Origin of the sequence: Pseudomonas urmiensis (assembly GCF_014268815.2) — a bacterium.
Classification (GTDB): domain Bacteria; phylum Pseudomonadota; class Gammaproteobacteria; order Pseudomonadales; family Pseudomonadaceae; genus Aquipseudomonas; species Aquipseudomonas urmiensis.
The window spans coordinates 2,601,143-2,613,267 of the sequence record NZ_JABWRE020000001.1; the positions used below are offsets into that span (position 1 = coordinate 2,601,143).

General features: G+C 61.0%; 13 protein-coding genes. 5 read left to right on the plus strand and 8 right to left on the minus strand.

What is annotated here, in order from left to right; genetic code table 11:
• Positions 1 to 83: 83 nt before the first annotated feature.
• The 3 genes from HU737_RS11525 to HU737_RS11535 all read right to left on the minus strand — a co-directional run bounded on the left by HU737_RS11525 (position 84) and on the right by HU737_RS11535 (position 2,504).
• Positions 84 to 482 (minus strand): hypothetical protein, encoded by a 399-nt coding sequence (locus HU737_RS11525; protein ID WP_186555161.1) that lies wholly within the window; start codon positions 480 to 482, stop codon positions 84 to 86.
• On the minus strand, positions 475 to 1,881 hold the full coding sequence (locus HU737_RS11530; protein ID WP_186555160.1) for a PAAR domain-containing protein: 1,407 nt from the start codon (positions 1,879 to 1,881) through the stop codon (positions 475 to 477). Before HU737_RS11530 ends, HU737_RS11525 begins: the two co-directional genes overlap by 8 nt.
• Positions 1,882 to 2,021: 140 nt before the next feature.
• Entirely contained in the window at positions 2,022 to 2,504 is a 483-nt protein-coding gene (locus HU737_RS11535; protein ID WP_186555159.1) for a GNAT family N-acetyltransferase, read from the minus strand.
• A 320-nt stretch (positions 2,505 to 2,824) separates the two neighbouring features.
• On the opposite strand from HU737_RS11535, the gene HU737_RS11540 reads away from it, so the two are divergent.
• Positions 2,825 to 4,177, plus strand: a complete 1,353-nt coding sequence (locus HU737_RS11540) for an SPFH domain-containing protein (protein WP_186555158.1) — start codon at positions 2,825 to 2,827, stop codon at positions 4,175 to 4,177.
• A gap of 77 nt (positions 4,178 to 4,254) precedes the next feature.
• Here HU737_RS11540 and HU737_RS11545 read toward each other — a convergent pair whose 3' ends face one another.
• Positions 4,255 to 5,481: an acyl-CoA dehydrogenase gene (locus HU737_RS11545; protein WP_186555157.1), complete on the minus strand. Its 1,227-nt coding sequence runs from the start codon at positions 5,479 to 5,481 to the stop codon at positions 4,255 to 4,257.
• Between the two features lie 140 nt (positions 5,482 to 5,621).
• On the opposite strand from HU737_RS11545, the gene HU737_RS11550 reads away from it, so the two are divergent.
• Together HU737_RS11550 and HU737_RS11555 are read left to right on the plus strand one after the other, a co-directional pair.
• Positions 5,622 to 6,548 (plus strand): LysR family transcriptional regulator, encoded by a 927-nt coding sequence (locus HU737_RS11550; protein WP_186555156.1) that lies wholly within the window; start codon positions 5,622 to 5,624, stop codon positions 6,546 to 6,548.
• A 164-nt stretch (positions 6,549 to 6,712) separates the two neighbouring features.
• Entirely contained in the window at positions 6,713 to 7,867 is a 1,155-nt protein-coding gene (locus HU737_RS11555; RefSeq protein WP_186555155.1) for a cysteine desulfurase family protein, read from the plus strand.
• Positions 7,868 to 7,934: 67 nt separating this feature from the next.
• Here HU737_RS11555 and HU737_RS11560 read toward each other — a convergent pair whose 3' ends face one another.
• From HU737_RS11560 to nfsB, 3 genes are all read right to left on the minus strand, one after another.
• Positions 7,935 to 8,144 (minus strand): hypothetical protein, encoded by a 210-nt coding sequence (locus HU737_RS11560; RefSeq protein ID WP_186555154.1) that lies wholly within the window; start codon positions 8,142 to 8,144, stop codon positions 7,935 to 7,937.
• Positions 8,145 to 8,212: 68 nt separating this feature from the next.
• On the minus strand, positions 8,213 to 8,368 hold the full coding sequence (locus HU737_RS11565; protein ID WP_186555153.1) for a hypothetical protein: 156 nt from the start codon (positions 8,366 to 8,368) through the stop codon (positions 8,213 to 8,215).
• Between the two features lie 105 nt (positions 8,369 to 8,473).
• Entirely contained in the window at positions 8,474 to 9,124 is a 651-nt protein-coding gene (gene nfsB / locus HU737_RS11570) for an oxygen-insensitive NAD(P)H nitroreductase (protein ID WP_186555152.1), read from the minus strand.
• Positions 9,125 to 9,309: 185 nt separating this feature from the next.
• Here nfsB and HU737_RS11575 point away from each other — a divergent pair, with 185 nt between their 5' ends.
• Both HU737_RS11575 and HU737_RS11580 read left to right on the plus strand, forming a co-directional pair.
• Positions 9,310 to 10,140 carry an AraC family transcriptional regulator gene (locus HU737_RS11575; RefSeq protein ID WP_186555151.1) on the plus strand — a complete coding sequence of 277 codons (831 nt, stop codon included), beginning with the start codon at positions 9,310 to 9,312 and terminating at the stop codon, positions 10,138 to 10,140.
• A gap of 50 nt (positions 10,141 to 10,190) precedes the next feature.
• Complete coding sequence (locus HU737_RS11580) at positions 10,191 to 10,775, plus strand: LysE family translocator (protein ID WP_186555150.1); 585 nt, start codon at positions 10,191 to 10,193, stop codon at positions 10,773 to 10,775.
• Positions 10,776 to 10,793: 18 nt separating this feature from the next.
• Here HU737_RS11580 and HU737_RS11585 read toward each other — a convergent pair whose 3' ends face one another.
• On the minus strand, positions 10,794 to 11,999 hold the full coding sequence (locus HU737_RS11585; protein WP_186555149.1) for a sugar transporter: 1,206 nt from the start codon (positions 11,997 to 11,999) through the stop codon (positions 10,794 to 10,796).
• Positions 12,000 to 12,125: the final 126 nt, after the last annotated feature.

Genomic DNA, 12,125 nt, shown 5'->3' on the forward strand with positions numbered 1-12,125 from the left:
CTAGGTGATTTATAAAAGTACTGGCGAGTCTGCAGGCCTGAAACGCCAGCATTATGAGTTAGCAAGCATATAGTGCTTAGGCTTCATGCTTGGGACAGTCGGATGAGGACAAAGGCAACCATCATCCAAGTGAATCCGATTATGGTAAGCCATACAGAAACCAGCATCCTTCGTTTCAAACCCCGAGGAAAATTGCGCAGCTCGTTAATATCTAGCAACCCCCTGCGTATATGTGGTCCAGGGAGTAAGAGCAAGCCGCAAACGAAACAGACCAGCATCCAGCGAGATTTAAACCTGCCGATACCCCACCCTCGTTTCTGTTGCTCAAGCCATGGACTACTTTGAATGGCAGACAACATGATGTGGAATTCGCGAGTACAGGCGATGTACAGGCTCATGGCAACACCTGGCAATCCAACTAAAAACGGCCCTGCCAAGAAGACAATTCTTACAAGCTGCGGCCAACTGTCAAAATCAATCATGTCCGAACTCATATAACTCCTCTGCCAGCCTTTCACCTACCGCACTACCTCCAAGTCCTCCAACTGCGGACCCGCCACCCACCAGAACCAAAGCACATATGGGCGTACCAAGACCCCCTGTTCCTATGGAGAACACACCGCACACTGCACCTGCTGCAACCCCTCCGAGCTTTGCGCCTAACGTCGCTCCACCCATTCCGATCGCGAAGCTCCCAGCCTCCGTCATCCGAATTTTTCTACACTCAGCCGACTCTCCTGCGCGGCAAACCTCTTGCACCTTCAGGTAGGAAGCTGCCCCTCCCAGCCCAGTGCCGACAGCCCCGCCATACTTTAGATACTTCGCCGTTTTCGCCACCTCATCCAAATGCGTCGCATACCCCGGTATCTGCCCCGGACCACCCGCCCTCGACCAATGGTGAATGAGGCTCTTGGTGGAAATTCCAAGATCCCGTCGCAGTCTCTCATAACTGCCCAGATTCAATTGTTTATTGAGAAAGGCGGTCTTCAACTGGCCGTCCAGTTGATTGAGCAGTCCTTGCCGCGCTGCAAAAAACTCCGGGCTTTTCAGGTGCCCGTAGCGCGCAAACTGCTGCTGATGCAGGCGCTCGATATCCACCAAGGTGGCTCTGACCTGCCCCAGGCCCTGCTCGAGCATGTCCTTGCCTACGCCCATCGACTGGCTGGCACCGTTGAGCAGCCCGGCAATCTCGGCTTGGTGAAGCATCATGAAATCCGCCTCACCCCGGTCCAGCAGCGCCAATGATTCACGGGCCTGCTGCGCCGCAGCCATCAGCTGACCTTCCTCGCGTGTGCAGGCATGGCCGTTGTCCGGATCGCCGATGACAAAGATCTCGCCCCCTTTGAAGCCCTGCTGGTAGGTAGGGTTGAGCATCTGCAAACGCGAGAGGGGTAAGGTGCTGTCCTGTTCGGCCAGGTGCATCAGGACCTGTGGAAAGGACATGCTGCGCGGCACGAGGTAGAAACCCGGCTCTTGAGTGAACGGCAGCGAATCAACCGCGTGGCGTGGCGCAGCGCTGGACAGGCTCCTCGGTGTTGCTGTGGCCGCTTGCGAGTACGACGAATCTGCCACTGGCGTCGCCCGCGCGATCGGTTCAACGCGGTTTAGCGGGGCCACGACCCGGTTACTTCCACTCGGACAACCACAGGCCACCAGCGCGCCATCCATGGCCACGGCTCGACCATCGGAGATGAAGAGCGAAACGCCTTCAACGACCTTGCCGATTTCACCACACAGCGGACACGCTGTGGTGCTGTCCCCCATACGCAACACCATTCGCCCATTGGACGTATAGCTCGCGCCCGTGGCGATGCAGGTGGCGCCGGTGGTGGTGAGATCACCGTCCAGCGCCTGCCCCTTACCCCCCAAATCTACACGCATGTGCAAGTTCCTTATGCTGGCTAGAGCAACGGAACCTAGCAGTTGCAGGGCGTCCTTTTTCCCTTGGAACCAAGAAACAGACAGGTCCTACACACCTTGCGGAAAGCTCTTTATCGCTGAGGCAAAAACTTAAACGTTTCTCACGGCCTCACCGACTGGCCCAGCACTTTGAGCATCGGCACGCAGGCCAGCTGCAAGCCCGAAGGTGACTGATAGATCGACCGCTGCTCGCCGACGAAACCGCACGCGCGATAGAACGCCACCGCGTTAAGCGTGGCATCCAGTTTGATCTGGGCCAGGTTCGCCTCAAGCGCCAGCCCTTCGAGATGCTCGATCAGCAACCGACCGATGCCACGCCCCATGAACTCGGGATGAACGAAGATCGCGCCGATTTCACCCACCTCAACATCCAGCATGCCGGTAGCGACCACCCTGCCCTGCGCGCACACCAGCTGAAAGTGCTGCTGCACCAAATCAGTAAACCACTTGTTGAGTGATCCCCGCGTCCACGCCAGCATGTCTTGCTGGTTATAGGGGCCGATGCACTGGGCACGGATGGCCAGTCGGCGAATGTCGAAGGCGATCTGGGCGTCATCACGGGTGGCGCGACGAATTTCGAACATGCTCTGTCTCCATTTAATTGTGCGAACGGAGCAGCAAAAGGCCCCGTCCATTGCTGGCGGGGCCTTCAGGTTCTATCCGGGGCTGCTAGGCAGCCGTGACCTCATGGCCCGCCAGAGGCGGTCATGTAGGTGCACATCAGGGGGGATTGGGCGAGATAGATCATGCTGCCGAGTGTAGCGCAGCTACCACGTGATGGATGAGCCTTAAAGGTATTTGCAGAACAAAAATAGAAGCTTCCTACAGCCACGTATGATTTAGCTGACTGTGAAGCTTGTCCCCTGTTAACCAGCATGCACGTCCCTTCACAAGGAGTGCCCTCATGGAAAAGCCACCGATACCTGACCTCAGCCAACTGCGCGTCAACCGCAAGCTCATTGCCGTCATCGCCATCCCGCTGATCGCCGGCGCCGCCCTGGCAGCGCTGTTCAACCAAGTGCTGTTCTACAACGAAGCAGGTCAGATGACCCATGTACGGACGATTTTCGGCGAGGAAAAAGTCGTCGAAGACGTAGGCTACGCAACCAAATGGTTCGGCCGCAGCACCTCCTGGCGGCGCACTATCGGCGTCCAGTCGGCCCTGCAGGCGGACAACGAGGAAGGCAATCGCAGTGGTCATCCGTCAGTAACCCTGGAAAACCTGCCCATCGTGTTCCTGGGCAATGTCGACGCCAAGGCCGAGTTCAGCACCCAGTTTCGCCTGCCCTCAGCGGACGCGTTCCTGAAGATTGCCCAGGAGTACCGCACGCCGGATAACTTCCTCCAGCGTGCGCTGCTGCCGGCAGTCAAGGAAACCCTGCAAGCCACGGCGTCACTGATGAGCGCCGACGATTACTATGCCGGCAATCGCAGCCACTTTGGTGCCGAGTTCGAGAACCAGTTGCGCAATGGCCTGTACCTGACCAGTCGCAAGGAGATCCGCGTACAGCGCGACCATTTCCCAGCCCAGACCGCCGTGCTCCAGGCCGGCACCGACCAGGGCAGTTTCGGCGACAACAGCGCCACCCGCTTCGTCATCGAAAAGAAGCTCGACAAAGATGGCCAAGAGCTGCGCAAACAGCAGCAATTTCGCCTGTTTGGCGTCGAAGTCGTCGATGCTCGGGTAACCCATATCGACCCCAACCCGCAGTATCAAGAGCGTATGGTGCGGGTGCAGCAGGCGCTGGCGGAACTGGCGGTGGCCCGGCAAAACCGCCTCAAGGAAGAAGAGGAAAAAGAGTTGGTGTCCGCTCGTGGCGCCAAGGACGTGGAGGCCAAGCGCCAGGAAAGTCTGCGCCAGCAGATCGAGCGCACCACCGAGGCGGAGACGGAAAAGCAGCTGGCATTGATCAATGCCGATCGGGAAAAACGCCGCGCCGAGATCGATAAGCAGACTGCTGAGCTGCTGCGCGATAAAGCCCAAGTCAATGCCCAAGCCACCAAGATCAGTGCCGACGCCGAAGCCTACGCCCGCGAGGCGTCGCTCAAGGCCGATGGTGCCCTGCAAAACAAACTCGATGCACTGGTGCAGATCAACCGCGCATGGGCTGAAGCGGCGGCCAAGGCCCCGGTACCGAGCGTGATGATGGGCGGCACTGAATCAGGCATCGGCCGCCAGGATGAGATGAGCAGGCTGATGAGCGTCTTGGCCACCAAGGCTGCCAAGGATCTGCTGGTGGACCTGAAAACACCCTGAATCCTGAGGGGCGCCACCCCGGTAACTGGCAGTGCTGCACACGGCCAGTTACCGGTAAAGAGGCCGGCCTGGCGCTATCAGTGCCCGCGCAACATCTCCTTAGGCACGTACTTGCCAATCTCGTACTTGCCAATCGCCGCCCGGTGCACTTCATCCGGCCCATCGGCCAGGCGCAGGGTGCGCTGCATGGCGTACATGTAGGCCAGCGGGAAATCACCGCTGACCCCTGCCCCCCCATGAATCTGGATAGCCCGGTCGATCACGCGCAGGGCGACATTGGGCGCCACGACCTTGATCTGGGCAATCTCGCTGCGCGCGACCTTGTTGCCGACGGTGTCCATCATGTATGCAGCCTTGAGGGTCAGCAGCCGCGCCATGTCGATCTCCATCCGTGAATCGGCGATCTTGTCGACGTTGCCGCCCAGACGCGCCAGTGGGCGGCCGAACGCGGTGCGCTCGACCGAACGCTTGCACATCAATTCCAGGGCGCGCTCGGCCATGCCGATCGAGCGCATGCAGTGGTGAATGCGCCCAGGCCCCAGGCGCCCCTGGGCGATCTCGAAGCCGCGACCTTCACCAAGCAGGACATTCTCATAAGGCACCCGCACGTTCTCGAACAGCACCTCGGCGTGGCCATGCGGCGCGTCGTCATAGCCGAATACCGGCAGTGGGCGGACAATCTTCACCCCCGGCGCATCGGTCGGCACCAGTATCATCGAGTGCTGCTGGTGGCGGGGTCCGTCCGGGTTGGACAGGCCCATGAAGATCATCACCTTGCAGCGCGGATCGCAGGCGCCGGAGGTCCACCATTTACGGCCATTGATCACCCACTCATCACCGTCGCGCACTGCGGTGGCTGCCATGTTGGTGGCGTCCGAAGAGGCGACGTCGGGTTCGGTCATGGCGAACGCCGAACGAATCTCGCCACGCAGCAGCGGTTCCAGCCACTGGCGTTTTTGCGTCTCGCTGCCGTAGCGCACCAGCACTTCCATGTTGCCGGTATCGGGCGCCGAGCAGTTGAACGGCTCCGGCCCCAGCAGCGAGCGGCCCATGATCTCGGCCAGCGGCGCGTATTCCAGGTTGCTCAGGCCGGCTCCGAGCTCTGACTCAGGCAAGAACAGATTCCACAGTCCCTCGGCGCGGGCCTTGGCTTTGAGTTCTTCCATGATCGCAGTGGGTTGCCAGCGGTCGCCCTCGGCAACCTGGCGCTCGAACACCGGTTCTGCGGGGTAGACATAGGCCTCCATGAACGCACTGACGCGCTCACGCAGAGCCTGGACCTTGGGCGAATAGGCGAAATCCATTGGGGCTACCTTCACGGGATGAAGAACATGGGCCAGAGACTAGAACAGCCGCAGTCGATCCACCTAGTCTATTTTGCGCGTGTATAAACATTCATAACCGATATATGATCGAGCCATAACTCCAACAACGAGCGGCGCCCATGAACCTCAGCAAGGTTGACCTGAATCTGTTCATCGTCTTTGACGCCATCTATACCGAAGCCAACCTGACCCGCGCCGGACAGATTGTCGGCATCACCCAGCCGGCGGTGTCCAACGCCCTGTCGCGGCTGCGCGAAACCTTCAACGACCCGCTGTTCGTACGCACCGCCCAAGGCATGGTGCCCACGCCGATGGCGCAGAACATCATTGGCCCGGTGCGCAACGCGCTGGCGCTGTTGCGGGTGTCGGTGCAAGAGAGCCGCATCTTCAATCCACAGCAGGCCAACAAGACCTTTCGCATCAGCATGACCGACCTCACCGAGGCGGTGATCCTGCCACCGCTGTTCCAGCGTCTGCGACGTCTGGCGCCGGCGGTGATGATCGAGAGTTTCCTGTGCAAACGCCGTGAAACCACCAAGGAGCTGGCCGCCGGGCGCCTGGACTTTGCCGTCGACGCGCCATTGAACACCGACCCGCAGGTGCGTCACGTCAAACTCATGCAGGACCGTTACGTCTGCGCCCTGCGCCAAGGTCACCCCTTGGCCGACGGCAAGCTGACCTTGGACAACTACCTGGGCATGACCCATATCCATATCTCCAGCCGCCGCAACGGCCTGGGCTATGTCGATCTGGCCCTGGGCAAGATGGGCGTGCAGCGCAAGATCGCCCTGCGCTCGCAGCACTACCTGATGGCCTCGCAGGTATTGCAGCAGACCGACATGGTGATGACCGTGCCGGAACGCTTCGCCCGCCGCCACAACCTGCGTCACCTGCCCCTGCCGGTGGAAGTGCCGCCCTTGGAAACTCATCTGTATTGGCACGAAAGCACTGACCAGGACCCAGCCAACCGCTGGATGCGCGAGCAAATTATCGAGCTATGCGAGCGGGTGGTAATCGAAGAAGAAAAGGCGCTTGAACCTCTCTAGGCTGGCCTCTGGAGAATACTTGCTACCTAAGCCTTAATTTGGAGAAGTATTTTCTACTGAAAGGGCAAATAGCCGAAAAGATAGAAAAAATCTTTCCGACCACACCAGTAGCATGAATGCATCGATCGCCACCTCCAAGGCGACATGCACGGATTCGCCTCATCATGCCCAGCGCCCCGCTCTACTTCGATTACGCCGCCACTACCCCGGTCGACGACCGGGTTATCGAAACCATGCTTGCCTGCCTTGGACGAGAAGCGAACTTCGGCAACCCGGCCTCCAGTGGCCACTTTTATGGACAAGCCGCACGCGAGCTGGTCGAGCAGGCGCGTAAACAAGTGGCGCAACGGGTAGGCGCGCATCCGGACGATCTGGTCTGGACCTCCGGCGCCACCGAATCGAACAACCTGGCGCTCAAAGGCGTCGCCCAAGGCTGTGGTGAACCAGGCCACCTGATCACCAGCCTGCTGGAACACAAGGCCGTGTTGGACACCGTGGCCGAACTTGAACGCCAAGGCTGGACAGTGACCCGACTCAAGCCTGATGCGGCCGGCTTGATCCAGCCCGACGCGGTGCACCAGGCATTGCGCGAAGACACCCGACTGGTGTCGCTGATGGCGGTGAACAACGAACTTGGCACGCTGACTGACTTCACTGCGATTGGCGCCTTGGTTCGCGCCCATGGTGCGCTGCTGCATGTCGACGCCGCCCAGGCCGTGGGTAAGGTGCACCTCGACCTGGCCGAGCAGGCTGTCGACCTGATGTCCTTCTCGGCACACAAGGTGTATGGCCCCAAGGGTATCGGTGCGCTTTACGTCGGCGCTCGTGCGCGCCCGAAGCTGTACGCGCAAATGCACGGTGGCGGCCACGAGCGCGGCCTGCGCTCGGGCACCCTGGCCACCCATCAGATCGTTGGCATGGGCAGCGCCTTCGCCCTCGCCGGCGAGCCCGGCGACAGCGAGCACCAACACATCCAGGCCTTGAGCGCGCGCCTGCGTAACGGCCTGCTGGCCTTGCCCGGTGTCAGTCTCAATGGCTGCCCAGAGCAACGCATTCCCCACACCCTGAACCTGTGCATCGATGCCAGTGGTTTCAATAGTTCTGCATTGGCCAGTGAGCTGGCGCTGTCGAGCACCTCAGCCTGTAACTCAGCCAGCAATGCTGCCTCACATGTATTGCTGGCACTCGGGCTGGACGAGCGCAAGGCACGCAACAGTGTGCGCCTGAGCCTTGGCCGTTACACCAAGGAAGCGGATGTAGACAAAGCCGTGGAGGTGTTCAAGCGAGTGGTATTGGCTGCTGCGACTGCATTGTGGTAGCTGCCTGTCCAAGTTCATGTGCCTGCTGTACTGCGCATGACCCTGGACAGGTGTTCTGGCGGTGTTGTCAAAGCCCCAGGGTTGGGCCGCGAATATCATTGGGCGGTGGCACATCGGGATAGCGCGGTAGATGCGGCGGTGGCACGTCCGGCCCACCGCAGATCGGCCTGCTCACCGGCGGAAATACCGGCATGATGGTCGCATCCGAGCCACCCGCGACCTGATCCAGCTCCTCGACGCTCAACTCGCGCGGGGTTTGTGCATGTACAGAAGGCATAAATAACGCTCCTTGAAGTAGATGAGGCAGGCCGAGGCTGAATCAGCCGAGGCCAGGCACGTCGCCAATCAATGGCTGTCGCCGAACAGCTCAGGCCATTCGGGAAACTGCGGCGGCGGCCCGCGGACGATTTCCGGTTGGCCGGCACCGCCGCTGATCAGCTCGGTTTCTTCTGCACTCAAGTCACGCAATACGTCATGGCTGAACGCATCAGGGCTAGTCATGATCAACACTCCTTGTGGTCAATGAAACGCCCCGATTATTGCCCCCCTCGCACCTTTTGACTCTAGGGCGAGTGTCCTAACTGCACAGTGCCATCACCTTGGCCTTCAGAGGAAGGTGAACACCGTCGAGGCGGGCAGGCGCGACTTGTTCAGACCGGCGTTGAAGTCTTCCGGGCTGCGGTAGCCCAGGCACAACAGCACGACGCTGGTGAAGCCACGCTCACGCAGGCCCAACTCTGCATCCAGCGCCTTGCTGTCGAAACCTTCGATTGGCGTAGCATCAATGTTCAGCGCGGCCGCACCGAGCAGCGCCGTGCCCAGCGCCAGGTACGTCTGCTTTTCCATCCAGTGCTGCACGTCCTTTTGATCGAAACGGTGCAGATTGACGTAGAAACGGCGGCTTTGATCTTGCCCTGTGCGTGCCTGATCGTCACGGAAGCGGCCATCTAGGGTTTCCTGATCCAGCACTGCCTGCAGATGCGCATCAGGCATTTCGGTACGGGTGGCGAAGACGATCACGTGCGAAGCGTTGAGGATCTTCGGCGTGTTGTAGGCGAACGCCTCGGTGCTCTTGGCAATACGCGCCTTGCCTTCATCGCTGTCGGCAACGATGAAGTGCCACGGCTGCGAGTTGACCGAAGAAGGGCTGTGGCGCAGTTGCTCAAGCAAGGTATCGACGGTCGCCTGGGGAATCTTGCGGGCGGCGTCGTAGGCTTTGGTGGTATAGCGGCGTTTGGCCAGGGTCACGGTGTCCATCGATTGAGCTCCTTGGGAGTACGGATTTGAGGCGCATATTAGCGTTACTGAAAACAAGAAAAACCAGTGAAATACAGCAACACTTTCAAGCCGATGACGAAAATCGATACTCGCTGCACATTCGTTCTAAACCTGCCGCCTGCATCTGGGATAAGGTTGAAGACTCCTCACAAGCGGCCATGGCCATGAGCAACTGGATCGACCTTGCCCAAGACGTCGATACCGGCATCGAGTCGGTACGGGCGCATTTCATCGGTCATGCCTACGACCCGCACTGGCACGACAGCTATCTGGTGGGCGTGACCGAACAAGGCGTGCAGCAGTTCCACTGCCGCCGCGCCCGTCATCGCAGTACGCCGGGCCAGGTGTTCTTGCTCGAACCTGGCGAACTCCACGATGGCCAGGCCCCCACCGAGGATGGCTTTACCTATTCGACGCTGTATCTGGACCCCAACTGGATGGAGGCCGAAGTGCGCGCCTTGTTCGAGCACGCGCCCGCCGATGGCCTGCCCAGCTTCGCCGATACCCTGTGCCGCGACGAACGCCTGACGGGGGCTACCTTGCGGGCGTTCCAGGCCATGCACGGCAAAGAGCTGCGCATCGTACGGCAAACCGCCATGGACGATCTGCTCGCCTGCCTCACCCAGCACCTGCACTGGCGCAAACGGCTCAACCCCGACCCACGCCTGCCACTGACCGCGCAGGTGGCCCGTGACTATCTGCATGCGCATCTGGATCAGGACATCGGCTTGGATGACCTGGCGCGCACCTGTGGCGTTGACCGCTTCCGCCTGACCCGGGCGTTCAAGGCCGCCTTTGGCCTGGCCCCGCATGCCTACCTGATCCAGCTGCGGATCGCCCGCGCCCGCCGCCTGCTGGGTCAAGGCCAAACGCCCGCCGAGGTGGCCAGCGCCCTGGGCTTTGCCGACCAGAGTCACCTGGGGCGCTGGTTTCGCCGGGCGTATCAATTGACCCCGGCAGACTACCGCCGCCGCTGCTCAATCGTTCCAGACTGATCCGCCGCCAGCGGCGAGCATGGTGCTCCAATTGTGTGGAGTAGCCCGTCATGGCGCAGTCGCTGTTGCCCTTTGTCCTGTTCGCCCTGGTTGCCAGTATCAGCCCGGGGCCGACCAATCTGCTGATCCTCGCCCACGGCGCCCAGCGCGGCCTGCGCGCCAGCGTGGCGCCGATCCTCAGCGGCTGTCTGGCTGCAGCGGGGATGGTCTGGGTGGTGGGCTTGGGCTTGGCCGAAGTGCTGTTGCAGCACCCCGTCGCGCAGCAGCTGATGAGTTGGCTGGGCGTACTTTGGCTGAGTTGGCTCGGCTGGCAGTTGCTGCGCAGCGCCGCTGCGCCTTTGCACGGTACCCAGCGGGCACGCTTTGGGGCAGTGAGCGCGGCCACCTTGCAGTTGATCAACCCCAAGGTATGGATGATGGCAATCGCGATCATCGGCGTGTTTGCCGCGCCTGGACAGCCGGTGTGGCAGTTGGCGCTGATCTTTCTGATCATCGCCCTGCCGTGCATGACTGCCTGGGCGCTGCTCGGGGTCGGCAGCGCCCGCTGGTTGCAGTCACCGCAGCGGGTGCGGCGGTTCAATCAGCTGTTGGCGTGGCTGCTGATCGTCTCGGCCTGGTCGGCGTTGTTGGCCTGACCAAGGAAGCTGACTCTCTCAGTGTGGCGCTGGCACTGCCTGACGAAATAGCGTGGTGCTGGCCACGGCCAGCACCAGCCCAACCAAGGCAACACTGCCACCGACCAGGCCGATATTGGCCACACCCATCTGGCTGCTGACGATACTGCCCAGCAATGCCCCGCCGCCGATGCCGATGTTGTAGATACCGGAGAACAGCGCCATGGCCACATCGGTGGCATCGGATGCGAGCTTCAAGGTCTTCGATTGCAGCGACAGGCTGAAGCTCAGAATCGCCACGCCCCAAAACATGCTCAGCACAGCGAACGCTGTGAAATTGCCCGACAGCGGCAACAGCAACAGCAGGCATGCCGCCAGGCAGCCGATCGAACCGACCAGAAAGCCATGCGGGAAGCGATCGCTATAGCGGCTGAACAGCACCGAACCCAATACCCCGGCGCCGCCGAACAACAGCAGCAACAAAGTGGTGCGCTCACCGCCGATCTGCGCCACATGCAGGGCGAACGGCTCGATGTAGCTGTAGGCGGTGAACTGCGCAGTGATCACCAGGGTGACCAGCAGGTAGGTAATCACCAGCGCCGGGCGCTTGAACAGGATCGGCAGACTGCGCAGCGACCCTGAGTTCTGGCTCGGCAGCAGCGGCAGCGACTTCATCAGGCAAAGCATGGTCGCCAGCGCCACCCCAGCAATGCTCAAGAAAGTCACCCGCCAACCCAGCGCCTCACCCACCACGCGCCCCAAGGGGATACCGAGCACCATCGCCAGCGTGGTGCCGGTGGCCAGCAAGCCCAGGGCCTTGGCCTGCTGCCCAGGCGGAGCTACGCGCACCGCCAGAGAGGCGGTGATCGCCCAGAACACGGCATGGGCCAAGGCGATGCCGATCCGGCTGACCAACAGCATGGCAAAGCTCTGCGACAGCCACGACAACAAGTGGCTGAGGATGAACACCATAAACACGAACAACAGTAACCGGCGCCGCTCGACGTTGCGCGTCAGCAACATCATCGGCAGCGAAGCCAGGGCGACCACCCAGGCATAGATGGTCAGCATCAGGCCGACCTGGGCGGTGGTCATGTCGAAACTGCGGCCGATGTCACTGAGCAGCGCCACCGGGACGAACTCGGTGGTGTTGAATATGAACGCCGCCAGGGCCAGCGCGATCACGCTCAGCCAACTGCCGCCGCCCACCGGTGCGGGCATGGATGTAGGGATGGGACCATTCATGGAAGTGGCGTGTAGCTCCAAAGAAAAAAGACGACGACACCCCCGCCAGCCAGCGAGTCGGCCCTCTGGCGGGTGTGGACAAAAATTATTGGAAGGATGCCCGGCATGGTACGCGTCAAGCCTGGG